Annotated in this window: 23 protein-coding genes and 1 tRNA gene; 10 read left to right on the forward strand and 14 right to left on the reverse strand. The window is 64.5% G+C overall.

Annotation, left to right across the window (positions count from 1 at the left end; genetic code table 11):
• The first annotated feature begins 37 nt into the window (after positions 1 to 37).
• From C4B30_RS04965 to C4B30_RS04970, 3 genes are all read left to right on the forward strand, one after another.
• Positions 38 to 481, forward strand: coding sequence for a copper chaperone PCu(A)C (locus C4B30_RS04965; RefSeq protein ID WP_089502151.1), 444 nt, complete (start codon positions 38 to 40; stop codon positions 479 to 481).
• Positions 482 to 513: 32 nt separating this feature from the next.
• Positions 514 to 687: a hypothetical protein gene (locus C4B30_RS35585; RefSeq protein WP_179235131.1), complete on the forward strand. Its 174-nt coding sequence runs from the start codon at positions 514 to 516 to the stop codon at positions 685 to 687.
• Between the two features lie 98 nt (positions 688 to 785).
• The gene (locus C4B30_RS04970) at positions 786 to 1415 is read left to right on the forward strand and encodes a LysE family translocator (protein ID WP_089502152.1); all 630 of its coding nucleotides are present in this window, start codon (positions 786 to 788) and stop codon (positions 1413 to 1415) included.
• 15 nt (positions 1416 to 1430) lie between these two features.
• On the opposite strand, the gene C4B30_RS04975 is transcribed toward C4B30_RS04970, so the two are convergent.
• Positions 1431 to 2744, reverse strand: a complete 1314-nt coding sequence (locus C4B30_RS04975; RefSeq protein ID WP_089502153.1) for a leucine-rich repeat-containing protein kinase family protein — start codon at positions 2742 to 2744, stop codon at positions 1431 to 1433.
• A gap of 141 nt (positions 2745 to 2885) precedes the next feature.
• On the opposite strand from C4B30_RS04975, the gene C4B30_RS04980 reads away from it, so the two are divergent.
• A tRNA-Leu gene (locus C4B30_RS04980) sits at positions 2886 to 2970 on the forward strand.
• A 76-nt stretch (positions 2971 to 3046) separates the two neighbouring features.
• On the opposite strand, the gene C4B30_RS04985 is transcribed toward C4B30_RS04980, so the two are convergent.
• Entirely contained in the window at positions 3047 to 3919 is an 873-nt protein-coding gene (locus C4B30_RS04985; protein WP_089502154.1) for a LysR family transcriptional regulator, read from the reverse strand.
• A gap of 140 nt (positions 3920 to 4059) precedes the next feature.
• On the opposite strand from C4B30_RS04985, the gene C4B30_RS04990 reads away from it, so the two are divergent.
• The gene (locus tag C4B30_RS04990; protein WP_105131917.1) at positions 4060 to 5304 is read left to right on the forward strand and encodes an MFS transporter; all 1245 of its coding nucleotides are present in this window, start codon (positions 4060 to 4062) and stop codon (positions 5302 to 5304) included.
• A 103-nt stretch (positions 5305 to 5407) separates the two neighbouring features.
• Here C4B30_RS04990 and C4B30_RS04995 read toward each other — a convergent pair whose 3' ends face one another.
• The gene (locus C4B30_RS04995; RefSeq protein WP_089502156.1) at positions 5408 to 6292 is read right to left on the reverse strand and encodes a LysR family transcriptional regulator; all 885 of its coding nucleotides are present in this window, start codon (positions 6290 to 6292) and stop codon (positions 5408 to 5410) included.
• Between the two features lie 78 nt (positions 6293 to 6370).
• Between C4B30_RS04995 and C4B30_RS05000 the strand changes: the two genes are divergently transcribed.
• On the forward strand, positions 6371 to 7672 hold the full coding sequence (locus tag C4B30_RS05000) for an aspartate aminotransferase family protein (RefSeq protein WP_089502157.1): 1302 nt from the start codon (positions 6371 to 6373) through the stop codon (positions 7670 to 7672).
• Between the two features lie 93 nt (positions 7673 to 7765).
• On the opposite strand, the gene C4B30_RS05005 is transcribed toward C4B30_RS05000, so the two are convergent.
• Entirely contained in the window at positions 7766 to 8515 is a 750-nt protein-coding gene (locus tag C4B30_RS05005; protein WP_027781242.1) for an SDR family oxidoreductase, read from the reverse strand.
• Between the two features lie 44 nt (positions 8516 to 8559).
• Between C4B30_RS05005 and C4B30_RS05010 the strand changes: the two genes are divergently transcribed.
• The 3 genes from C4B30_RS05010 to C4B30_RS05020 all read left to right on the forward strand — a co-directional run bounded on the left by C4B30_RS05010 (position 8560) and on the right by C4B30_RS05020 (position 10926).
• The gene (locus C4B30_RS05010) at positions 8560 to 9543 is read left to right on the forward strand and encodes an AraC family transcriptional regulator (protein ID WP_089502158.1); all 984 of its coding nucleotides are present in this window, start codon (positions 8560 to 8562) and stop codon (positions 9541 to 9543) included.
• A 73-nt stretch (positions 9544 to 9616) separates the two neighbouring features.
• Complete coding sequence (locus tag C4B30_RS05015; RefSeq protein WP_105131918.1) at positions 9617 to 10474, forward strand: AraC family transcriptional regulator; 858 nt, start codon at positions 9617 to 9619, stop codon at positions 10472 to 10474.
• A 44-nt stretch (positions 10475 to 10518) separates the two neighbouring features.
• Positions 10519 to 10926 carry a DUF2000 domain-containing protein gene (locus C4B30_RS05020; protein ID WP_027781245.1) on the forward strand — a complete coding sequence of 136 codons (408 nt, stop codon included), beginning with the start codon at positions 10519 to 10521 and terminating at the stop codon, positions 10924 to 10926.
• A 30-nt stretch (positions 10927 to 10956) separates the two neighbouring features.
• Here C4B30_RS05020 and C4B30_RS05025 read toward each other — a convergent pair whose 3' ends face one another.
• From C4B30_RS05025 to C4B30_RS05050, 6 genes are all read right to left on the reverse strand, one after another.
• The gene (locus C4B30_RS05025) at positions 10957 to 11307 is read right to left on the reverse strand and encodes a VOC family protein (RefSeq protein ID WP_027781246.1); all 351 of its coding nucleotides are present in this window, start codon (positions 11305 to 11307) and stop codon (positions 10957 to 10959) included.
• 160 nt (positions 11308 to 11467) lie between these two features.
• Positions 11468 to 12169: an ABC transporter ATP-binding protein gene (locus tag C4B30_RS05030; protein ID WP_006484776.1), complete on the reverse strand. Its 702-nt coding sequence runs from the start codon at positions 12167 to 12169 to the stop codon at positions 11468 to 11470.
• Complete coding sequence (livG, locus tag C4B30_RS05035; protein ID WP_089502160.1) at positions 12169 to 12942, reverse strand: high-affinity branched-chain amino acid ABC transporter ATP-binding protein LivG; 774 nt, start codon at positions 12940 to 12942, stop codon at positions 12169 to 12171. Before livG ends, C4B30_RS05030 begins: the two co-directional genes overlap by 1 nt.
• Entirely contained in the window at positions 12939 to 14210 is a 1272-nt protein-coding gene (locus C4B30_RS05040) for a high-affinity branched-chain amino acid ABC transporter permease LivM (RefSeq protein WP_089502161.1), read from the reverse strand. The genes livG and C4B30_RS05040 overlap by 4 nt, the downstream gene beginning before the upstream one ends.
• An 11-nt stretch (positions 14211 to 14221) precedes the next feature.
• Positions 14222 to 15148, reverse strand: coding sequence for a high-affinity branched-chain amino acid ABC transporter permease LivH (livH, locus tag C4B30_RS05045; protein WP_006749488.1), 927 nt, complete (start codon positions 15146 to 15148; stop codon positions 14222 to 14224).
• A gap of 183 nt (positions 15149 to 15331) precedes the next feature.
• Positions 15332 to 16450, reverse strand: a complete 1119-nt coding sequence (locus C4B30_RS05050; protein WP_027781249.1) for a branched-chain amino acid ABC transporter substrate-binding protein — start codon at positions 16448 to 16450, stop codon at positions 15332 to 15334.
• A 784-nt stretch (positions 16451 to 17234) separates the two neighbouring features.
• On the opposite strand from C4B30_RS05050, the gene C4B30_RS05055 reads away from it, so the two are divergent.
• Positions 17235 to 17882 carry a hypothetical protein gene (locus C4B30_RS05055; RefSeq protein WP_089502413.1) on the forward strand — a complete coding sequence of 216 codons (648 nt, stop codon included), beginning with the start codon at positions 17235 to 17237 and terminating at the stop codon, positions 17880 to 17882.
• A gap of 139 nt (positions 17883 to 18021) precedes the next feature.
• Here C4B30_RS05055 and C4B30_RS05060 read toward each other — a convergent pair whose 3' ends face one another.
• From C4B30_RS05060 to C4B30_RS05075, 4 genes are all read right to left on the reverse strand, one after another.
• Positions 18022 to 19044, reverse strand: a complete 1023-nt coding sequence (locus C4B30_RS05060; protein WP_089502162.1) for a hypothetical protein — start codon at positions 19042 to 19044, stop codon at positions 18022 to 18024.
• Between the two features lie 341 nt (positions 19045 to 19385).
• Positions 19386 to 19949 (reverse strand): hypothetical protein, encoded by a 564-nt coding sequence (locus tag C4B30_RS35155; RefSeq protein ID WP_143751677.1) that lies wholly within the window; start codon positions 19947 to 19949, stop codon positions 19386 to 19388.
• A gap of 9 nt (positions 19950 to 19958) precedes the next feature.
• Positions 19959 to 24296 carry an RHS repeat-associated core domain-containing protein gene (locus C4B30_RS05070; protein ID WP_234015384.1) on the reverse strand — a complete coding sequence of 1446 codons (4338 nt, stop codon included), beginning with the start codon at positions 24294 to 24296 and terminating at the stop codon, positions 19959 to 19961.
• Positions 24293 to 24751, reverse strand: coding sequence for a DcrB-related protein (locus tag C4B30_RS05075; protein ID WP_089502164.1), 459 nt, complete (start codon positions 24749 to 24751; stop codon positions 24293 to 24295). The genes C4B30_RS05070 and C4B30_RS05075 overlap by 4 nt, the downstream gene beginning before the upstream one ends.

Below are 24751 nucleotides of genomic sequence, written 5' to 3' on the forward strand. Positions count from 1 at the left end.
ATGCCCCAGGGCATCGCACCGATCAGGAGAACAAACGATGAAACGCTCGATTTCGACCAGCATGCTCATGGTACTGGCGCTGCATGCCTCGGCCACGTTCGCCGCGCCGGCCATACAGGCCGATGCGTGCTGGATCCGCACGATGCCGGCGACGGTGCCGTCCTCCGGCTACTTCACGCTGAAGAACAATGGCGACGCGCCCGCGACGCTCATCGGTATCGACACGCCCGCATACGGGACGGCGATGGTGCATGAAACGCAGACGAGCGGCAGCACCGCGAAGATGGTCCACGTCGACTCGGTCGTCGTGCCCGCGCACGGCACGGTCAGCTTCAAACCGAAGCGCTATCACGTGATGCTGGAAGCGCCGCGCCAGGCCGTCGCGCCCGGCGCGAAGGTGCCGTTCCGGCTGCGTTTCGCGGACGGCTCGGCCGTGTCCGTGACCTGCGACGCGAAGGCGCCGACCTACGCCGGCCAGTAACGCCGCCTGCCCCTCGACCGAAGGAGACACACATGAAAGACCGCCTGCCGCTGGCCGACCTGATCGTTCGCTACCGGACGCCGCTGAATGTCGCGGTACTGATCGTCTGCGGCGCATGGGCCGCGTGGATCGCGTGGATGACGCGGCCCGCCGCCATCGATACGCCGCCGCCGATTCCCGCGTACTGCATGCGCGACGCGCGCTGACGCGTCGCGACGGCACGGTTCCGGCGGCGGCCCGCGCCATTATTGGCGTGGCATCATCGCGTCATCCCGACCGCCGCAACCGCCTCCCGGAGCGCCGCATGTCCATTCAGACCTGGATGCTGTTTGCCGCAGCCTATCTCGCCACGACGCTGTCGCCGGGGCCCAACGTGCTGCTCGTGATCCGCAACACGGTGCGCTACGGCACGCACGGCACCGTCGCGACGATCGCCGGCAATCTCGTCGCGCAGGGCGTGGTCGTGCTGCTGGTCGCGCTCGGCGTCGGCGCGCTGCTGGCGGCGATGCCGCCGCTGTTCGTCGCGATGAAGGTGGGCGGCGCCGCGTATCTGATGGTCCTGGGTGTGCGGCAGTTGCGTGGCGACCGCAAGGCCGCCGCATCGAGCGATGCGGCGAGGAGCATCGCGCCCGATCGCCGGAAGCTGTTCCGCGAAGCGCTGTTCGTGTCGGGCAGCAATCCGAAGACGATGATCTTCCTGTCCGCGTTCATGCCGCAATTCATCGTGCACGACCGCCCGCTCGCGCTGCAGTTCGTCGTGATGTACGCGACGATCGCCTGCACGGTCGTGATCGTTCACAGCGTCTATTCGGCCGGCGTGCGCCGCCTGCATCGCGGCTTCGGCATGAGCCGCGCGGTGCGCGCGCTCAAGCGCGCGAGCGGGCTGCTGTTCGTCGGGCTCGGCATCAAGCTGCTGACCGCGCGGCAGGCGTAAGCCGGCTCGATTCCGTCAGTGCAGGCGAGCGGCCAGTGCGGCCGTGATCTCGTCGAACGACGGCCGTGCATCGACGTCCTCGTTCACGCACGCTGCCGCAAGCGCATCGAGCGCGCCGGCATGCGGTTCGCATCGCTCGAGCAATTCGCCGAGCAGATAGCCGAACGCGCGCACTTCGAGCCGCTCGAACCGGGCGCCGCGTGTGCGCTCGTTCACGTCGTACAGCGACGCCGCCCCGAAATCCCCGAGCAACGCGCCGCCCGCGCCGTCGTGCAGGATGTTGTGCGCATACAGATCGCCATGCATGATGCCGCGCGCGTGCAGATGGCCGGCGACCGATGCGATGCCGTGCGCGATCCGCAGCGCTTGCGCCGGATCGAATTTCAGATCGGCGGCATAGACGTCGCGCGTGCAGGACGCGAAGCTCGGCGGCCCGGCGAGATTCGTCAGCGCCGGATCGACCCGCTCCATCACGAGGCCGTGCGTGCCGTCCGGATGCCCGCGCAGCTTGCCGATCACCGGAATCAGGTTCGGATGACGGTCGGCATGCAGGCATGCGGCCATTTCGCAGTCAGGCAGGCCGTCGCTCGTGACCGCGCCCTTGAACAGCTTGACCGCGACCGTGCGCGGCGGATGGCCGTCGGCCCGCCACTGCGCGCGATAAATGACGCCCGACGCGCCCTCGCCCAGCTTCCGTTCACATGAAAGGGCCGCCCAATCGATCTCCGCGACGTCCGGCCCGGCGGAAGCCGTGGCTTCCGGCCCCGCACCGAACGGATTGCCGGCAACGGCGAGCCATGCGAGACGCGGCAGGCGCGGCAGCCAGTCGGGCAACGCGTCCAGCCGGTTCGCCGACAAGCGCACCAACTCCAGCGCGCGGCACGCGGCCATTTCCGTGGGCAGCGCCCGCAGCTGGTTGCCGGCAAGCATGAGCTTCTGCAACCGCGCACAGTCGCCGATGTCGGGCGGCAGTTCGTCGATCGCGTTGTCGGTCAGGATCAGCCAGCGCAGCGCGGGCGGCAGCGCGCCGCGCGGCACGGTGCGGATCCGGTTCGCCTTGAAGCCGATCATGTCGAGCTGTTCGCACGCGCCGAGCACGTCGGGGAAGGTGGTGAAGCGGTTGCCCGACGCGAACAGGATGCGCAGACGATGCAGCCGCGGCAGATCGTCGGGCAGCGCGGACAACGCATTGCCGGTCAGGTCGAGCACTTCGAGCGTGTCGGCCAGCTCGAAGATCTCGCGCGGAAATTCGGTCAGTCCGCACGCGAGCTTGAGTTGCCGCACGCCCGACAGTTGTCCGGACTGCAGCTGTTCGAGGGTATGTATCACGGAGAAAACGGGTGGCGGTTGCGGGGACCCGTCGGGTCGATCGGACGAATTCTACCGGCATCGATGGCGTGCCCGTACACGACCTTGTCACACCCCCTTCACAAACGCGCGACGTGACGTTAGAATTGCGCCCCTTGCAGTGCCGACGTGGTGAAATTGGTAGACACGCTATCTTGAGGGGGTAGTGGCGAAAGCTGTGCGAGTTCGAGTCTCGCCGTCGGCACCAGATGCGTTTCCAGCGCATTCCGAGCATGATCTGAAACCCGCGACAGCATATGGCTGCGCGGGTTTTTTGTTGCCAGCTACGCCAGCAACAGAAAATTCCGCACCACCGCGGACGGCTCGTCGCAGCGCGACGCGATGGCCAGCCTGGCGCGAAACCGGTTACCCGAGAACGGCCGGTACACGACCCCGGGCACCTGCACCTGCGTAATCGCTTTCGGCACGACCGACACGCCGAGCCCGGCCGCCACCAGCGTCACCGCGGACGCGATCTGCGGCGCCGGTTGCGCCATGCGCGGCTCGAACCCGGCGGCCTGGCACGCAGCGACGATGTCGTCGAAAAGCGCGCCGCCGGCCGCGCGCGGCACCTGCACGAACGACTCGTCGGCCAGCTCCGCCAGATCGATGCGCCGGCGCTGCGCCAGCCGATGCGCGACGGGCAGCGCGACGAACATCGGCTCCTCGTCCCAGTCGGATACCCGCAGCGTCGCGGCGACGCGGCGCTCGGGCCGCACGATCGCGACGTCGAGACGTCCGGCCTCCAGCGCCTCCAGCAGGACGCCCGACGTCGCCTCCTGCAACGTCAGCTCGGCATCCGGAAACGCCTCCCGAAAGCGGCGAATCAGATCCGACACTTTCGGATTGAACGCGGCCGTCCCGGTGAAACCGACCCGCAGATGGCCGGTTTCCCCGCGCGCGGCGCGCCTTGCTGCCCGCGCCGCGCGCTCGGCATCGTCCAGCACGCGTCGCGCCTCTTCCGCGAAGACCTCGCCCGCCAGCGTCAATTCGGCGCCGCGCGCGGTCCGCTTGAACAGCTCCACGCCGAGTTCGTTCTCGAGCGCCTTGATCTGCTGGCTCAACGGCGGCTGGCCGATGCCGAGCGTTTCGGCGGCCTTCGTGAAATTCGATGCGGCCGCGACGGCCAGAAAGTAGCGCAGATGCCGAAGTTCCATTCGTGACCTGACCTCGCGGTGAGTCGGGGCTGGCCTGTCAGCCAGTGTTAAAACATATTGCTGCGGTTTCTTTCATATATTGGACATATATATGACGGTGCGCAAGAATTCACGTATTCCGTCGCACATCGAGTGCATCCATGTCCTCCGCTTCGATTTCCCGCTCCATGCCCGGCACCCAACCATCCGCATCCGACGATGCGCTGCCGGCCGGCGTGTCCCCGCGCTCGGCCGCCTACAAGCGCATCGCGTTCGCGCTTTTCCTCGCCGGCTTTTCCACTTTCTCGCTGCTGTACTGCGTGCAGCCGCTGCTTCCCGCGTTCGCACGCGAGTTCAACGTCGGCGCGGCGTCGAGTTCGCTCTCGCTGTCGCTGTCGACCGGGATGCTCGCGGTGTCGATCCTGTGTGCCGGCGCGCTGTCCGAACGGGTCGGCCGGCGCGGGCTGATGTTCGTGTCGATGACGCTGGCCGCGCTGTTCAACATGCTCGCCGCGCTGTCGCCGAACTGGCACCTGCTGCTGGTCTGGCGTGCGCTCGAAGGCTTCGCGCTGGGCGGCGTGCCGGCGGTGGCGATGGCCTATCTCGCGGAAGAAATCGCCGCCGACGGGCTCGGTTTCTCGATGGGGCTCTATGTCGGCGGAACCGCGTTCGGCGGCATGATCGGACGGATCGGCATGAGCGCGCTCGAGGAGCACTTCTCGTGGCGAACGGCGATGCTGTCGATCGGCGTCGTCGACCTGCTCGCGGCGCTCGCGTTCGTGATGCTGCTGCCGGCCTCGCGACGCTTCGTGAAGCGCACCGACCTGACGCTGCGTCACCACCTGCGGCTGTGGCACGCGCAACTGCGTCACGCACGCCTGCCGTTCGTGTTCGCGATCGGCTTCCTGGTGATGGGCGCGTTCGTGACGATCTACAACTACGCCGGGTTCCGACTCATGGCGGCGCCGTTCAACCTGAGCCCGACCGCATGCGGGCTGATCTTCGGCGCGTACCTGTTCGGGATGGTGTCGTCATCGAGCGCCGGCGCGCTCGCCGATCGTCTCGGGCGGGCGCCGGTGCTGGTCAGCGGCATCGTCGTCTTCGCGGCGGGCCTCGCACTGACGCTGTCGCACTCGCTCGCCGCGATCGTCGTCGGCATCGTGCTCGTGACGATCGGCTTCTTCGTCGCCCATTCGGTCGCGAGCGGCTGGGTCGGCGCGCTCGCGGGCGCCGCGAAAGGGCATGCGGCTTCGCTGTATCTGCTCGCCTACTATGTCGGCTCGAGCGTGCTCGGCTCGGTCGGCGGCGCGTTCTGGCAACGCGGCGCGTGGGCGAGCGTCGCCGCGTATGTCGCGGTGCTGCTCGCGGTCGCATTGCTGGCTGCGCGGCGGTTGAGCCGCAGTTGAGCCGCAGTTGAGCCGCGCGTGATGCGACGCGATGCGGCGGCGGAGATACCGGGCCGCACGCCGGTGTCGGCCTCGTCGATGATCGACCGATTCGCGTCGCTCCTCAAAGCAACGGCAGCGTTTGCCGGATATGGTCGGCGAATGCTGTCGTCAGATGCGACGGCCGCTTCCGGTCGAACCTCAGCGTAATGCCCACCGCCGGCAACGGCGGCAAGCGCGGATCGCCGTTCACGATCGCGAGGTCGGCCGGCACGGCCGTCTGCGTCATCACCGCGAACGCCTGCCCCGAGCGCACCAGCGCGATCAGCCCGGCGAGACTGCTGCTCGCATACGCGACGCGGTAGTCGCGGCCGGCGCGATTCAACGCGTCGCAGGCCGCGAGGTGATCGAGCGTATCGCGATCGGACAACGCGAGCGGCAACGGATCGAAATGCGCGGGTTCGAGCCCCGGATAGCCGATCCAGACCAGTTGCTCGCGGCGGATGATGTCGTCGGTCGCGCCATCGTCCGGCAGCGAAATCATCGCCAGATCGACCGCACGCTTCTCCAGTTGTTCGACGAGCCGCGGCGTCGGCCCGCAGACGACTTCGACGATCGCCTGCGGATGCTGGCTCGAAAACTGCCGCAGCAGCGACGGCAGCCATACCTCCGCGTAATCGTCCGGGCACCCGAACCGGATCGTCCCCGACAGCCCCGTGCCACACAGGTCGGCCATTGCCTCGTCGTGCAGCCGCAGGATGCGCTGCGCATGCACGAGCAGCCGCTCGCCCGGATGCGTCAGCACCACGCCACGGCCGGTGCGCTGGAACAGCGGCTGGTCGACGGTCTCTTCGAGCCGCTTCATTTGCTGGCTGAGTGCGGATTGCGTGCGGCCGACGCGCGCGGCCGCGCGGCTCAGCGCGCGCACCTCGGCGATCACGACGAACGAGCGCAGAAGGTCGATTTCGAGCGAAAGCCCCAAGGTATTAGCTCCTTTTCTACCTTGCATTAGAACTATTCGTTTCCATCAAACCAGACGCGCGCCTAGACTGCAAGCGATCCCTGCCCTTTTGTCCGGAGACGCCCGATGTCCCTGAACGACGACGCAACCTTCTGGCGCAATGCCAGGCAGCACCTGGTCCGCTACGGCGGCACGTTCGAGCCGATGATCATCGAGCGCGCGAAAGGCAGCTTCGTCTACGATGCCGACGGCCGCGCGATCCTCGATTTCACGTCGGGCCAGATGAGCGCGGTGCTCGGACACAGCCATCCGGAGATCGTGTCCGTCGTCAGCGAATACGCGGGCAAGCTCGACCACCTGTTCAGCGGCATGCTGTCGCGGCCGGTCGTCGATCTCGCGACGCGCCTCGCCGACATCACGCCCGCCGGGCTCGATCGCGCGCTGCTGCTCAGCACCGGCGCGGAATCGAACGAGGCGGCGATCCGGATGGCGAAGCTCGTCACCGGCAAGTACGAGATCGTCGGCTTCGCGCAGTCGTGGCACGGGATGACGGGCGCCGCCGCGTCGGCCACGTACAGCGCCGGCCGCAAGGGCGTCGGCCCGGCATCGGTCGGCTCGTTCGCGATTCCGGCGCCGTTCGCGTACCGGCCGCGCTTCGAGCGCAACGGCGTCTACGACCCGCTCGCCGAACTCGACTACGCATTCGACCTGATCGACCGGCAGTCGAGCGGCAACCTCGCCGCGTTCATCGCGGAGCCGATCCTCAGTTCGGGCGGGATCATCGAATTGCCTGAAGGCTATATGGCCGCGCTCAAGCGCAAGTGCGAGGAACGCGGCATGCTGCTGATCCTCGACGAGGCGCAGACGGGCGTCGGCCGCACCGGCACGATGTTCGCGTGCCAGCGCGACGGCGTGACGCCCGACATCCTGACGCTGTCGAAGACGCTCGGCGCCGGGCTGCCGCTCGCGGCCATCGTGACGTCGGCGGCCATCGAGGAACGCGCGCACGCGCTCGGCTACCTGTTCTATACGACGCACGTGTCCGACCCGCTGCCGGCGGCGGTCGGCCTGCGCGTGCTCGACGTCGTGCAGCGCGACGGCCTCGTCGCACGCGCCAACACGATGGGCGACCGGCTGCGGCGCGGCCTGCTCGACCTGATGGAGCGCTTCGACTGCATCGGCGACGTACGCGGGCGCGGGCTGCTGCTCGGCGTCGAGATCGTCAAGGATCGCCGCACCAAGGAGCCGGCGGACGGGCTCGGCGCGAAAATCACGCGCGAGTGCATGAACCTCGGGCTCAGCATGAACATCGTGCAGTTGCCCGGCATGGGCGGCGTGTTCCGGATCGCGCCGCCGCTGACCGTCAGCGAGGAAGAGATCGACCTCGGCCTGTCGCTGCTGGAGCAGGCGATCACGCGCGCGCTGTAGCGGCACGCGGCCGCCCCGTTCTCGCGTCACGCGATCCGTCGCGCCGGTTCGAAGTTCCGGCGCGACGCGTTGATGTTTCGTATTCCGGATCGATCAGCGCGCTTCGGCCGCCCATGCTTCGGCATCCGCGCCGGCAGGGATGCGCAGCGGGCTCGACGGATCGGTTGCCGCGCGCCATACGGCGTCGGCGACGTCCTGCGCATGGGTAATCGGTGCGGACGCATCGAGCATGCGCGCGAAGGCCTTCTCGACAAATTCCGCATACGCTTCGTGCTCGAAGCCGTGCATGTTCGCGCGCGCGTTCTCGGCGAAGCGTGTGTCGGGCGCGCGGCCCGGCAACACGAGATGCACGCGCACGCCGAACGGTTCGAGTTCGGCCGCCATCGATTCGGTGTACGCATTGACCGCCGCCTTGGTGGCGCGGTACGCGCTGACCAGCGGCAGCGCCTTCAGCGTGACGCTCGACGTGACGTTCACGACCACGCCGGCCCCGCGCTGCCGAAACTGCGGCAGCACCGCCTGCGTCACCGCCATCGTGCCGATCGCGTTGGTCTCGAACAGCGCGCGCACCGTATCGAGCGGCGCCAGCTCGGCCGGCGCGGCCGCGCCGAAACCCGCGTTGTTGACGAGCACGTCGATCGGGCCGGCTGCGTCGATCGCGGCGCGAATGCTGTCCGTGTTCGTCACGTCCAGCGGCAGCACGCGCAAGCGCTCCGACGGCGGCAGCACGTCCTCGCGCGGCGTGCGCATCGTCGCGACGACCTGCCAGTCGTGCGCCAGGAAATGGCGCGCGATCTCGAGGCCGAAGCCGGAGGAACAGCCGGTGATCAATACGGTCTTCATGCGAACTCCTGACGGGTTGTGTTGAGCAAGTGTTCGTACGATAGATGGCCGGGCCCGTATTCGCTACAATCGAAAATCCGCTTTTCTTTTGCGAGAGTCCGGCGATGATCGACCCGCTCACCGAAGTCGTGACACTGCTGCAACCGGCTGCGCGGCACTCCAAGTCCGTTCACGGTGCGAGCCCGTGGCTCGTGCGTCGCACGGTCGCCGGCGAGCCGTTCTATTGCGTCGTTCTCGACGGCGGGTGCCGGATCGCGATCGACGGGCACGCGCCGATCGAATTGCGGGCCGGCGATTTCGTGCTGATTCCGGCGGCGTACGGCATCGCGACATCGAGCCTCGAACCGCCGCCGCCGGGCGTCGAATCCGCACCGCCGGTGGCGCTCGACACCGGCGAATACCGGGTGGGCGATCCCGGCAACCCGGTCGACACGCGCATGATGCTGGGCAACTGCAGCTTCGGTTCGCCCGACGCGGCATTGCTGGTGTCGCTCCTGCCGCGGGTCGTGCACGTGCGCGGCGATCCGCGGCTGACCACGCTCGTGCAACTGGTGCGCGACGAGTCGCGCGCGCAGCGGCCCGCGCGCGAGATCGTGCTGTCGCGGCTGATGGAAGTGCTGCTGATCGAGGCGTTGCGATTCACGGCCGGCACGCACGCATCGCCCGGCATCGTGCGCGGGCTCGCCGACAGCCGTCTCGCGGCCGCGCTCCGCGCAATGCACGCGCGCCCGTCGCATCCGTGGACGATCGTCGAGCTCGCGAAGGAAGCGGCGCTGTCGCGCTCGACCTTCTTCGAGCGCTTCAGCCGTGCGGTCGGCGTCGCGCCGATGGAATACCTGCTCACGTGGCGCATGGCGCTGGCGAAGGATCTGCTCCGCCGCAACGAAGGCCGCATCGCGGAAATCGCGGCGCGCGTCGGCTACAGCTCCGCGAGCACCTTCAGCGTCGCATTCACGCGGCATGTCGGCCGGCCGCCCGCGCAATACGCACGCGACGAACAGGCGGCGGTCGAACCGATCGAACCATGAACCGCACCCGCCACCCTCGCCTCGCCGCCCCCGTACCCCTCCCGTCAGGCAATGACGACGTGCGAGGCACTCGATGACGACCGCGACGCCCCGAACCGGCACGACGGACCACTGGCTCGTCGCACACCGCGATGCGGAAACCGGCATCGAAAGCCTGCACGCGCATTTCAACGGCCATGCGTACGATGCGCACGACCACGACGACATGCTGGTCGGCTTCACCGAACAAGGCGTGCAACGCTTCCAGTGTCACCGTTCGCTGCATACCAGCGTGCCGGGCCGCGCGATCCTGATCGAGCCGGGCGCGATGCACGACGGCCACGCGCCCGAAGCCGGCGGCTTCACGTACGGGATGCTGTACCTGCCGCAGGCGTGGGTCGAGCGCGCCGCGCGCCGGCTCGACCTGCCGGGCCTGGGCGGCGTCGAAGCCACGTTCGGCCACACGCTCGTCGACGATCGCGACCTCGTCGAGGCGATCCGGAACGCCTTCTTCGCGATCCACGACAACGAAGGCCGGCTCGCGCGCGACCAGACGCTCGACCGCCTGCTGATGCGGCTCGGCAGCCAGCTGGGCGGCCCGCTCGCGCTGGAAGGCGGCGTCGTGCCGCCCGCGATCGCGCGCGTGCGCGACCTGCTGCACGAACACATGGACGGCAACATCGGCCTCGACGAACTCGCGAGCGTCGCCGGCATCGACCGGTTCCGGCTGACGCGGATGTTCCAGCGCGCGTTCGGCACGTCGCCGCACGCGTACCTCGTGCGCTTGCGGCTGCGCGCCGCACGAAGGCTGCTGGCCGCCGGCCGCACGCCCGCGCAGGCAGCCGCCGACGTCGGCTTCGCCGACCAGAGCCACCTCGGCCGCTGGTTCCGCCGCGCGTACCGGATCACGCCGGCCGCGTACCGGCAACTCTGCACAAACGTTCCAGACTGATCGCGCGCGACATCCGATCATGGGCGCTTCAACCGGGAGCAAGCATGTTCGATACCAAAGTAGCGCTGATCGTGCGCGACGATCTCGCAGCGTGGCAAAAACTCAACGTCGTCGCGTTTCTCGCGACGGGCGTCGCGGCCGGTGCGCCAGACGCACTGGGCGAGCCTTACGAGGATGCGGCCGGGCGCCGCTACGGCCGGATGCTCGGCCAGCCGATGCTGGTGTTCGCGGCCGACTTGAATGGATTGCAGGCCGCGCACCGGCAGGCGCTGTCGCGGGAACTGACGATCGTGCCCTACGTGCGCGCGATGTTTTCGACCGGGCACGATGCGGCCAACCGCGAGGTGTTTCGCGCGGAGGATGCAGCAAATCTGGATCTGGTCGGCCTCGCGCTGCACGGGCCGAAGAAGGCCGTGGACAAGGCGGTGAAGGGGCTGGCGTTGCATGCGTGAACGCCGGCGTGCCCCGCTCGCCGATGCTGCTCAGCGATGCGCGAGCACGTTGACGAGCTTGCCGAACGGGTCGCGCACGTAAAATCGCCGCACGCCCCAGGGCTCGTCGGCCGGGCCGTATTCGACGGGCACGCCTGCCGCATGAACGCGCGCGAGCGCTTCATCGACATCGTCGACTTCGATCGACAAGTCGGGTGTCGGCGTGCCCGACCCGCCCTGCGACGCGAAGCTGATCTGCACGTCCATCTGCTCGGCGTTGCCGTAGGTCGCGATCCAGCCGTGGTCCATCAGCAGGTCGAGGCCGAAGATCTGCTGATAGAAACGCTTCGCGTCGTCGACTGATTGCGTGTCGATATTGGCGACGATTCGTTTGACCTTCATCGGTTTCCTCCGCAGCGCGAAGATGTAGTCAATTTGACTACGATCGAAGCCAAATCGGCTACAGATTTCCTGCAAAACGGGCCTTGCGGCTGTCGTCCCGAAGCATCCAGGAAGGATGCCGCAAGCCGCTGGCCCATTGCAGGCCGGCGGCTTTCCCCCATCAACCGCCCAGATAAGCCTGCTTGATCCGGTCGTTCGCGAGCAGGTTCGCGCCCGTGTCGGCCAGCACCACGCGCCCCGTTTCGAGCACGTAGCCGCGATCGGCCACGCCGAGCGCCTTGTTCGCGTTCTGCTCGACGAGGAACACCGTGACGCCTTCGTCGCGGATCGTGCGGATGATGTCGAAGATCTGCGCGATCACGAGCGGCGCGAGGCCGAGCGTCGGTTCGTCGAGCAGCAGCAGACGCGGCTTGCTCATCAGCGCGCGGCCGATCGCCAGCATCTGCTGCTCGCCGCCCGACATCGTGCCGGCCCGCTGCGCCGCGCGTTCCTTCAGGCGCGGAAACAGCTTGAACACATGCTCGATGCCGTCGTCGATCTCGTGACGGCTCGCGAAGAAGCCGCCCATCTTCAGGTTCTCGAGCACCGTCAGGCTCGGGAACACGCGCCGCCCTTCCGGCGAGATCGCCATCCCCTGCCGCATGATCTGGTGCGTCGACATCGCGGTGATGTCGTTGCCCTCGAACAGCACGCGGCCCGACGATGCGCGCGGCGTACCGCATACCGTCATCATCAGCGTCGTCTTGCCGGCGCCGTTGCTGCCGATCAGCGTGACGATCTCGCCCTTGTTCACCTCGATCGACACGCCCGCGAGCGCCTCGACCGCGCCGTAGTGCGTATGGACCTGTTCCAGCTTCAGCATCACTCTTCCCCCAGATACGCCTTGATCACGCGCGGGTCGTTGCGGACCGCTTCCGGCGTGCCGATCACGATCGGCCGGCCGTGCTCCATCACGAGGATGCGGTCGGACACGCCCATCACGAGGCTCATGTCGTGCTCGATCAGCAGCACCGACACGCCGAATTCCCGGCGCAGCTTGTCGATCAGGTGCTGCAGTTCGATCTTTTCCTGCGGGTTGAGGCCGGCGGCCGGCTCGTCGAGCATCAAGAGGCGCGGCTCGGTGATCATGCAGCGCGCGATCTCCAGACGCCGCTGGTGCCCGTACGACAGCGTGCCCGCCGGCCGGTTGGCCACCGCCGTCAGCCCCATCCGGTCGAGCCACACGGCCGCGCGTTCGAGCGCTTCCTTCTCGGCGTGGCGATACGCGGGCGTCGCGAACAGGCCGTGCAGCAGCCCCGCCTTCACCTGGCGATGCTGCGCGACGAGCAGGTTCTCGACGACGGTCAGCGACTTGAACAGGCGGATGTTCTGGAACGTCCGCACGAGGCCCTTCAACGCGATCTTGTGGCTCGGCAGCCCGGCGATCGCGTGGCCGTCGAGCACGACGTCGCCACCGGTCGGCTTGTAGAAGCCGCCGACGCAATTGAACACCGTGGTCTTGCCCGCGCCGTTCGGCCCGATGATCGCGAACACCTCGTCGCGGCGCACATCGAAATCGATGCCGTCCACCGCGAGCAACCCGCCGAAGCGCATCTGCAGCCCGGCGACCTTCAACAGTTCTGCATTCGCGCTCATTGCGGCAGCTCCACATGGGGACGGCTCGCGGGCAGCAGGCCCTGCGGACGCCACATCATCATCAACACCATCACCAGACCGAAGATCAGCATCCGGTACTCGGCGAAGCCGCGCGCGACTTCCGGCAGCACGGTCAGCAGGATCGCCGCGAGAATCACGCCGAGCTGCGAGCCCATCCCGCCGAGCACGACGATCGCGAGGATCAGCGCCGATTCGATGAAGGTGAACGATTCAGGGTTCACGAGGCCCTGACGTGCCGCGAAGAACGCGCCGCCGATACCCGCGAACGCCGCGCCGAGCGTGAACGCAGACAGCTTGATGCGCGTCGGGTTCAGACCCAGCGAACGGCACGCGATCTCGTCGTCGCGCAGCGCTTCCCACGCGCGGCCCATCGGCATGCGGATCAGGCGGCTCGTCACGAACAGCGTGAAGCCCACCAGCAGCAGCGCGATCAGGTACAGGAAGATCACCATGTGCTCGCCGCTGTATTCCAGCCCGATCAGTTCATGGAAGGTCTTCGCGCCTTCGACGCTCGCCGAGCGCGCCATCTCGAAGCCGAACACCGTCGGCTTCGGAATGCTCGAGATGCCGTCCGGGCCGCCGGTGAGGCTCGTCAGGTTGTTCGCGAGCAGGCGAATGATTTCGCCGAAGCCGAGCGTGACGATCGCAAGATAGTCGCCACGCAGGCGCAGCACCGGGAAGCCGAGCAGAAAGCCGAACGTCGCCGCCGCGACCGCCGCGATCGGCAGGCATTCCCAGAACGACAGCCCGAAATACTGGTTCAGCATCGCGTACGTATAGCCGCCGACCGCATAGAACCCGACATAGCCGAGATCGAGCAGCCCCGCGAAACCGACCACGATGTTCAGGCCGAGGCCGAGGATCACGTAGATCAGCGCGAGCGTCGCGACGTCCACCGCACCGCGCGAGCCGAAGAACGGCCACACGAGGCCGACCGCGAGCAGCACCCAGATGATCGCGCGCTGCTGCCGCGCGCCCATCGCGGGCGCCGCCGGCAGCTTCACGGCCGCTTTCGCGCGCATCAGCCACGGCTTGAACAACTGGAACAGGAACACGGCCGCGACCGCGATCCATACCGGGCGCCAGTGCGGCGTCAGCACCACCTGGTAGCCGTCGAGCTTCAGTTGCAGCCCGAGCACCGGGATCGTGAGGATCGCCGTCAGGACCGCGGCGGCCACCGCATTCTTCAGCGCCTGGCCGAACGAAGCGTCGGCGGCCGGGCGGCGAACGGAAATGACTTGACTCATCTGCGTCTCCCTCAAACCTTTTCGATGTCCGACTTGCCGAGCAGGCCGGTCGGGCGGAAGAGCAGGATCAGCACGAGCAGGCCGAACGCGACCACGTCCTTGTACTCGGCCGGCATGTAGCCCGCGGCGAAGGTTTCCGCAAGGCCGAGCAGCACGCCGCCGAGCATCGCGCCCGGGATGCTGCCGATCCCGCCGAGCACCGCGGCGGTGAACGCCTTGATGCCCGCGACGAAGCCGATATACGGATTCAGCTTGCCGATCGTCAGCCCGATCAGCACGCCGCCGACGGCCGCCAGCATCGCGCCGAGCACGAACGTGAACGAGATCACGCGGTTCGTGTCGATGCCGAGCAGGTTCGCCATCTTCATGTCCTCGGCGCACGCGCGGCACGCACGGCCCATCCGCGAATGCGAAATGAACAGCGTGAGCGCGATCATCAGTACCAGCGTCACGCAGACGATCAACAGGCGCGCATACGGAATCGTCACGTCGAAGTCGCCGCCGAGATGGATCTCGAACGCGCCGGAGATCAGCACCGGCACGGACACGTCGCGCGCGCCCTGGCCGATCTGCACGTAGTTCTGCAGGAAGATCGACATGCCGATCGCGGAGATCAGCGGCACGAGGCGCGGGCCGCCGCGCAGCGGCCGATACGCGACGCGCTCGACCGCGAAGCCGTACAGGCCCGTGACGATCACCGACACGATCAGTGCCGCGCCGAGCACGAGCGGCAGCGGATAGCCGGCGGAGATGCCGATGGCCGTGAGGGTCACGAGGCCCACGTATGCGCCGATCATGTAGATCTCGCCGTGGGCGAAGTTGATCATGCCGATGATGCCGTAGACCATCGAATAGCCGATGGCGATCAACGCATAGATCGCACCCAGCGTCAGGCCGTTGACCAGCTGCTGGGCGAATTGCGGAAAGAAGTCAGTCATGTGCGGGAAGCTCCCGTTGGCGCCGCGTCGCTTGCCGCGCCGGATCACGGCTGCGGCCGCGCGCAACGCACGGTGTCGTCTCGGGCCGCCCTCTTTGGCCGCGCACGGGGAATGCGCGGCCAAATGCGCACGCGCTCCGCCCGGGTGACGGGCAGAGCGGGTGCGCGAGGCGGGTACTCCGTATTACTTGGCGGCGGTCTTCGTCGCGTCCTTGTGCCACGTGTACACGACGAACTTGAACGCCTTCAGGTCGCCCTGCGCGTCATACGACACCTTGCCGATCGGCGTGTCGAACGTCGTCTTGTGCATGTACGCGGCGACCTTGGTCGGATCGGTCGTCTTCGCTCCGGCGATCGCGTCGGCGATGATCTTCACCGCTGCGTACGACGGCATCTGGAACGGGCCGTTCGGGTCGCGCTTCTTGTCCGCGAACGCCTTCACGAGCGCCGCGTTGGCCGGATCGGCCGAGAAGTCGGCCGGCAGCGTGACCAGCATACCTTCCGAAGCCGGGCCGGCGATCGCCGTCACGTCCTTGTTGCCCACGCCTTCGGGGCCCATGAACGTCGCCTTCACGCCCTGCTCGCGCGCCTGGCGCATCAGCAGGCCCATTTCCGGGTGGTAGCCGCCGAAGTAGACGAAATCGACGCCTTGCGACTTCAGCTTCGTGATGATCGCCGAGTAGTCCGAATCGCCGGCGTTGATGCCTTCGAACAGCACGACCGGGATCTTCGCGGCTTCGAGGTCCTTCTTCACCGACGATGCGATGCCCTGGCCGTACGACTGCTTGTCGTGCAGCACCGCGACCTTCTTCGGCTTCACGTTGTTGATGATGTAGTGCGCGGCGGCCGGGCCTTGCTGATCGTCGCGACCGATCGTGCGGAAGATGAAGTGGCGCTTCTTGCCTTCGGTCAGCTGCGGCGCGGTGGCCGACGGCGTGACCATCACGATGCCTTCATTCTCGTAGATGTCCGACGCGGGAATCGTCGAACCCGAGCACACGTGGCCGATCACGTACTTGATCTTCTGGCTGACGATCTTGTTGGCGACGGCGACGGCCTGCTTCGGTTCGCACGCGTCATCCATCAGCACGACTTCGAACTTGTTGCCGCCCGCACCGCCTGCAGCATTGATCTGTTCGATCGCGGTCAGCGCGCCGGCCTTCACCATGTCGCCGTATTGGGCGACCGAGCCGCTCATCGGACCAGCGATGGCGATCTTCACGGTTTCCGCTTGCGCGGCGGCGGCGCCCGCGGCGAACAGCACGGCGGCGACGGAAATGGACGTAAGACGGGACAGCGTCATCTGGGAGCTCCTCGATGTTGTTTAGTCATACGGGCAAAGGCGGCATGACTTGCGCAATCGAACAGCACCCGGGGCGAGGACATGGGACACGCCCGAGACACATAGAAGACGGAACTCCGGCGGAATGTTGCGTAGCGGGGCCCGGCTCTTGCAGTCCCCGAAGGGGGACGTCTGGTTCGGAAAGACATCGTGATGCGTCTTGCATTGCGCAAGCGTTTCGCCTGCCCCGCTTGCCAAACCGCTTGATCGGAGGGGTGGTCCGACAGCCGTTGGCAAGGCAGTCGAAATTATATGGGCGTTTTTAAATTGTCTGTCAAAAATGCCTGTCGACTGAGGGAAAACACGTAGGTTTTGCGGGTGGTGCGGTGGCGACGGTGGCGCAACCGGAAGTGGGCGACAACGTTTGCTGGTGGTGCAATTGGGTTGCTATGGTGGGTGCCGGTTTGGCTGTCTGCCTTGCTACGCCTTGGGTTCGGCAATCGCTGATTGCGTGCGGCATGTTTTTGGTTTGCTAAGGGTTCGATCATTGAAATTCAATCGACTGATGATTGAGCCGGCAAGCACCAACACGGGGCGCTCGGGCGAGGCGGCAATCCTTCTACTTGCTGACAGATCTAGACATTTGGAAGCTAGTTGTTATTTTCATGAAATAATACGAATTCGCCTCTGCAATCCAGCCAGCCTTCCTGCGAGCCGCGCCCGCCGCGCTTCGCAGTCGCCTCAGGGCCGCTTCGACGCCCGTCCGTCGTCCAGCCGCCAGCCAGTGATCTGCCGTTTTTTTTCAATGCACATCACCCGCTTTGGATCGCTGATGAATCATCCCTTCTGCTTGTCTTCCGCCGCCGCGATTGCGTGCGCGTTTTCTGTTTCCGTCGCTGGCGCTTCAGGACCCGATACGCTGACCGATCGGTCGGCCGGTGCCAATGTGTTTCGCTCGGAACGTCGTGCTGCTGTGCGTGATGATGGGCATGCCGCACGTATGAGCCGACACCGCGTGCAGTACGTCGCGCCGGTGGAGCGGAGTCCGTTCGATACGCCGGATACGCGGCCGGTGCGTGTGTCGGGCGAGACGCTTGAGCCGCAGCCTTCTTCCGAACACGAACCCGAGTTTGTATTGCCATCGAACCGCGTTGCGCTCGGTGCGGGTGGCAGTGACAGTTTTGGTCGCGCGTTGTCCGGACATGAACAGCGCGAGCAGAACTGGAACGAGTACCTGCGAGATAACGGCTCGCGGCCGGCTGGTGTTGGCGGCTCGTATACGCCGACGCGGCCGTACGATGCCGCGCGTGGTCCGCGCGGTACACCGAATCCGTTCGATCCGTCGGCGCCGCAACCGGAGACGCGTACGTTCTACGACAACGGCGCGGGTACGCATTGCACGGCTACTGGCGGTGCGAGGACGTCGCGGTCGTCTTGCAATATCGCCTGGTGATGCGTTGGGGCGGCCGATTGCGACTGCCCTGCCCGGCTCGCTGCGCGATTTCGCGCAGCGCGGCAGCCTGCCCATAGTCCGCAAGCAGCCCTTCGCGTCATCTTTGTTATGTTGCGAAAAAACGGATAATTCGAAAAGATCACTTCATGTAGAAGTCGAACTCCGTGCCGTAAGTACGGATACTCAGATCAATCTTTTCGCCATCCAGTTCAAAGGTCGTCGGCGTTGCATCGATGCCGCACTTCTCCAACTCGACCCGCAAGTTTTCCTTGTTGATTGGCAACTTTTTGTCTTGCAACCAGGACGCGATCGGGGGATGTTTCAGCAGCTCGCCGAAATAGACGCCGTGCCGCTGCTTCTCCTTCAGAGTGAGCGCCGCACGCAAACAGATGCCAAGAATGGAGTCTACCGGTACCGTGTTCGTTGCCTCTAGCTGCGGCGGTGCGATCTCATCGATCTCAGCCGAAAACACCTCACGCAAGACAGGTGCAACGACTTCCGCATAAGATTTATCGAAGCGATCGAAGAAATCTTTGGTGGCCACATCCTCGGCAGCAATCTCGTTAGCCTTACCTGCCTGATGGATCTCGAAACATCCGTCCTCATCGTTGAAGCGGATCAAGAACAGGGAAAATTTCCTGTTTTCCTTGATGACGACGTAGAACATCACTGGCACCCTGATCAATGACGAGTCGATCCCTCCTCGCACCAAGATGTCCATGAACTTAGCAAGATGTGCCCGATCGTCCTTGTGCAAGTGATATGCATGTGTCTCCGCTTTCCACTGCATCGGCGTAATCGTGCCAAAAGTGTCACTATCGAAGTCTCGCCCAAAGATCTGCTTGCGGTAGTCCCACAGCAGTTCCCTTGCGAAGTCTTCGATTGAGATGTTGTCGCGAAATTTCGCCTCGACGAAATGATGATCGTACGACTCGTGACCAATCAGCAGATCCGGTAGATGGCCAATGTAGTTCTGAATCTTGCTGACGTTGCTACCACCTGCATTGCCACGCATCTGCGAAGACCGATTAGCAAACTTTGTTGCGAAATGCTCCACGCCTGCGCTCTCGATCTGAAAGCCCATCGCCGCAAAGTGATTCTTGCAAATCGCTTCAACAATATCGCCCTTGATCCGACGCACACCGTATGCATCTGTCATCATTGTTCTCAATCCATAGACATGTGGAAACTGTGCCTGATCCTACCATGTGGAGGATGACCTCATTTTCGCCCCTAAGGTAAGCATCCCTGCAACAATGCACCGTGTGGCCCGCTCGTCCCATCTCGAACCTGTCCGCCACCTGCAACTACACTTTTGCATCGAATGCATCGTCCGGAAGCGGATCGAAAATGAAGCAGTCGGCGTGCAACACTGCATCCTGATCAATGTTGCACGTTCTCCATTGAGTCAAACCCTCATCGTATGACCTCGATCGAACTACGATTTTATTATGGTCGATCAACAGGTCTATCGTTTGCACGTTCGCTCGTAGAGCTCACGATTCATGGGGTGCCAAGATTGAACAACCACTCGTGATATTTCACCTTGTCACCATCAGCCAACGCTCCTGCAACTAGTTCACGGGAAAAATCCTTCTGCGCGTTCATCTCATGATCTACTGGATTCGGAACATGCCCGTCAATCATCTCAAAACTCTCCAAGTAGTCGATTCGATTTATCAAAACCTCGGCACATGCAACCAGCCTCTCGATCTTATGTTCAGCGCACCATTTTGCCAAAAACGACAGACCTGCCAGCAAATCTGTCGCCCCCTGTGCCGCAGCTTCATCTTCCATTCCGATTGCATCAGGATCCCAATCAACTTTCTCCAGATCGCTTAACGGATTGGAATTTTCGTTCCCATTCCAAACCTGACCCAAGTAATTATCTACTTGTTGCTTGATTTGAGTACTTGTTCCCCCTGCTTGCTTCGCAAGGAATTCGAAGATTGACTCATCATGGGCAAGACCAAAACAGCACCACACGCCAAAACGGGCAAGGGTATCGAGCTTCCCGCCAACGAGAACTGATTCGAGATATTTTTTATGCGCCTCGATATCTAACATACTCATCTCCTAATCAAAAATCCCACCAGCTTGGTCCACATGTGGCTGGCATGATGGACACGATGCATTTCGTTGCAGTCCGCCCCAAGAGATACCCCAGCGACTAACTTCGGCACCTTCAGGCAGATTACGCAATATAATTCGCTCCGCATGGTTTTCGAGCTTGTCAAAGCCATCGATAGACTTCTTACCATAGAAGATGTTTTCTTCTGGCACGCCCATCTTCATAAGTGCCTGCCGTTGTGCCGGACTTAACCGTCCCCCACTTCCCGCCGCAAATAGTTGTGGCTTGCCATCTACCTTGGCTTCGACGATTGATACCGTTGAATTCCGTATTGAGCGCACATCCCCGCCACCCGCCAAATTGTGAACTTCCTGTGCTTTACCGCTAAGTTCGCCGCATGCCCAACCCCACGGATCGATCCACACCAACGGATTGGCAGCGTACCGATAGAGGTTCGTCCCTCCCAGCAAGCCGATCGGATCCGGGTTGATGAAGCGCCCGATATCAGGATCGTAGAACCGGAAAGTGTTGTAATGCAGCCCGGTCTCGCGATCAAGATATTGTCCTTGGAAACGCAAATTCTGCGGTCGTGGCACGTGAGTCGACGTTGGTGCGGCCGCTTGAACATCTCCCCAAGCTGGCTGCGGCCGGGTTGACGCCCGCGCGATCCACTCCTCCTGCACCGCGTTACCCCAAACCTTGTATCGAGCCTGCCAGATCAACTCGCCGTCGGCGTCGGTCAGTTCCTCCGGTAGCCCCGAAACGTCGTTGTGAAAATAGTAGACCGCGTCCCGTGCATTGGCATCGTTAGCCGCCGGCTTGCCCTGATCAATCCGTGCAAGCGGCACGTAGCTGTTGGCCTCATACAAGTACGTCAGCGCTTCCTCGCCCTGACGGTCGTGATACGTTTCCTGCACGAGCCGCATGCCGTCCCACAGGAAATCCGTACTGGCGTAACCACCATTTAGCTTGCGGATACGCCGGCCGAACGCGTCGTATTCGAAATGCGTCGTCGCGATGCCAAGGCGGTCCTTCGTCACGACGGTCTTCAACTGGCTCCAGTCGTCGTATTCAAGAACCAGCTCTTTGGCAGGTCCGTGGCCGCACAGCTTGCGAACCAATCGTCCATACGAGTCGTACTCGAAGCGCTTGTCCTCGAACATCTTGAGCCGGTTGTGCTCGACGTATCCACCGGGGTGATCGCTCGACACCAGGTTGGCCGCCGCGTCCCAGCGAAACACTTCAGACGGCAACCCCGGTCCCGCCGCCTGTTCAATGCGACCAGTCGGGTCATATTGATAGCTCGTCGTGCCATGACGCTGATCTCGCTTCTGGATCACGTCGCCCGCTGCATCGTATTGCCACTGCTTCGCAAGCAGATTGTCAGCCGCCCGGCCTCGCTGCGCAGCATGCCGCGCACGACGGCCAACCGCGTCATATCCGAAATGACTGATCAGCTTGCCCTGCGTTCGTAGTACCTCCCGATGCAGATCATCGCGTTCCATGTCGGCAACTGCAGCGCCGTCGACACGAATCTGGTGTACGTGTCCCGAGCCGTAATGCAGCCAGTCGATCGTACGCTCGCCCGAGATCGTGGTGCTGACGCGGTTGCCGAGCTCGTCGTATGTGTGTGCGAGCCAACCGGTCGGCGTGTATTCCTCAAGTACATTTCCACGCGCGTCGTATTTCAGATTGACCCGATTCTTCAGCGACGGACCGCGTGCAGTTAGCGTATGGAGCTCGGCCGACGCGATTCGGTTTGCCTTGTCGTACAGATATTCGCAACGTTCACGCGCGACTTGCTTCGCCGTCAGGCGCCCGATGGCGTCACGCTCGAACCGAGTCTCGAGCTGTCCGCCCCGCACGATCGTGCCATGGCAACACGCGTCATATTCGTATCCGCGTTTATGGCCATCGAGGCCGACTTCCTCGACCAGCAAATCGCGGCGGTCATACTGAAAGCGATAGGTCTCGCGGTTCTCATTGGTCAGACTCGCCAGCCGAAACGCATCGTCGTAACCGAACCGCACGACACGATCAGCCGCATCCGTGCGGGACAGCAGCAATCCACGCGGATTGAGTTCGTAGCGCGTGCTGCGCTGGTTCGCATCGACGACCTCGACAAGCCGCCCGGCCGCATCGTATCGGAACGTCTGACGAGCACCATCGGCTGTCCCAATCGCCGTGACCCGCCCCATCGCATCCGCTTCATACACGGTGGACTGGCCCGCCGCATCGGTCACACGCGCGAGCGCGCCACGTGCGTCATAACCGAACCGCGTGACTTTGCCGGAACAATCGGTGTACGCCGTCAACTGCGCACGACCATTCCATTCGAGGAACTTGTACCCGCCACGCGCATCGCGGATCGTGTGCACCAACCCGCGCTCATCCCGGTGATACTCGGTCGCGAATCCCGTCGGATCGCGCGTCATCGTCAGGTTGCCGCGATCGTCGTAGCGGTAGATCCAGCGCGAATTCGCCGGATCGGTTTCCGCAACAGGCAGGTCGTAGTATGCGTTCCATTCGGTCCGCTCGACCTGGCCCAGCGCATCGATACGCTGCGTCTGACGCCCCCGCTCGTCATATTCGAAGCGGGTCGTATGCCCGGCCGGATCGGTCGTACTGACCAACTGCCGCATCGCATTCCACTCGAACCGCCAAACATGGCCTTCGGCATCCGTATGGCTGGTCGGCTGCTGATCCTCGTTCCACGTCCACTGCGTAACGCGACCGATCTGATCGGTGATCGTCACCGAACGCTGCGCAAGATTCGCGTTGAACGTGTACGCCTCACCGTCGTCGGTCCAGTGACGCACGACACGCGCGTCGCGGCCCGCGCCCTGCCATCCATAAAAGCACTGCAGGCCGCCGCGCAACGTGTGCTGAACCATCAGTCCGTGTTCATACGCGAATCGTCGCCCGGTATGGCCACTGCGATCGGTAACGGCGACCAACTCGCCGGCATCGTTGTACGCGTAATGCACCAGCGTATCGGGTTGCTCACCGTCCACGCCACGAGTCAGTTCGATCGTGGCAATGCGTCGCGGCTGCGATCGATCGTAGACCAGCGTCAGCATGCGACCAGCGCTGTCATGCAGCCGGGCCGGCCGCACAACCTCACCAGCCGCTTCTTGCTCCACCTCGATCCAGTTACCGTTGCGATCCTCGAGACGCCACAGCTTGAGCGTCTCGTTGTCCGCATCGCTACGAGCACGGCCGAAATCGCGATACAAACCGTCGACCGTCTCAACCACGTAGTGGCCGCCGGCGGTACAGATCAGATAAATGCCTTCGGGAACGCTGAAATGGCTCTCGCCCGGCGGCACGGCCGGGAACACGATGTCGCGCCCCTGCTCGTCCCAATACGTAATCGACGTGAGCACGCCATGCTCACGCGCAAGCTGCAGCTCAACGCTGATCGGCACGCTCCAGCCCGTTCCGAACAGGCTGTCAGCACGATCATCGTGACTGCTGTAAAAGCGCCGCCACACGATCGGCAGCGGCCCGGGCAATGCGAAGTCGGTATCGTCCGTACCGTCGAGAATCTTGCCGCCAGTAACGACATTGACCGGGTGGCCCGCGGACGGTCTCGCCAAACTGCCGAGCCACGTACCGAAGGCACCGGCTGCAAAATTGATCGCGAGGCAAGGTGCCTTGCTCTTCAGAAACTGCCCCCAGCTCATCTTCCCGCGGCCGCAAACCGCGAGCGCAATACCCAGCGCCGCGCCCAGCCATCCGAGCCGGGTCGCCGACTTCACGTCCCGCACCCGCTGCGTGCCGCCGCCGATGAAAACGTTATCGGATCCTTCGGCAATCGTCCCGTCGCAAGTCGTCTTGTCGCCAACCCGCGCAGCCGGATGATCGTTGATATAAACGCTCCCCGACCCATCGGCGATCATCTGCGGCCCAGGATGATCCGTGCACGCGACGGTATCGAGATCTCCCGGCTTCGCCGCCCGCGCCGCCGGCTTGTTGTTGACGTAAACGTTCCCCGACCCGCTCGCGATCTTGCCTTTGATCTCGGGCGGCACGATCGAATTGGCCAGAGCCTTCGCGCCGTCGTCGATGGCGTCGTTCATCCCGCTCGCTTCCATCAGCGCGCCCGAGCCGACCGCCACCCCTACGCCGATCGCAATCACCAGCGGCGTCGCCAACCCTGCCGTGCCGATCTCGAGCGCAGCGAGACCGGCGAACACCAATCCCTCCATCGCCTCCGCCACCAATGCACCGACGATGGCGCCGCCGACCACCGATCCGACCGTGCCGACAAGCTCACCGAGGAACGACGTGTGCTGGATCGGATCTTCGAAGCGCGCGGCCGCGAAGTTTTCCGCGCTCACGACGCGTCACCCGTCCCAAGCAGGGTCGGTCGAGCCGCGCGCGGCTGGAAGCTGGCAAGCATACGGTCGGCGATCGCCTGCTGCTCTTCGGTCAGCGGCGCCGCGCTGGTCAACGTCATCACCAGCACGCGGCCAGCGTCGTCCGACGCAAACATGGTCTGCACCTGATGCCAGAGCCTGCCGTCCCGCTCGTGAGTGGAGTCGATCTGGATGCCAGAACGGCCGGCCACCGTTACGCGCCGGCGCGCCTTCTCGGTGAGCATTTTGGCATCGCGCGACGCCACTTCCCATTCGCGGGCGACAAACGCATCGATACCTTCGCCGTCGCGCAACCGCCCACGGGCGATCACGAGGTTGAGGCCGCCGGGGCCGGCGTTCATCACGAGGATGTTGACCGTGCGATCAAGCGCCGCGTCCGGCAGTTCGAAGGTGCCTTCGTGGATTGCGTAGTGCAT

It is taken from the genome of Burkholderia sp. BE12 (assembly GCF_002959955.1).
Taxonomy (GTDB): Bacteria; Pseudomonadota; Gammaproteobacteria; order Burkholderiales; family Burkholderiaceae; genus Burkholderia.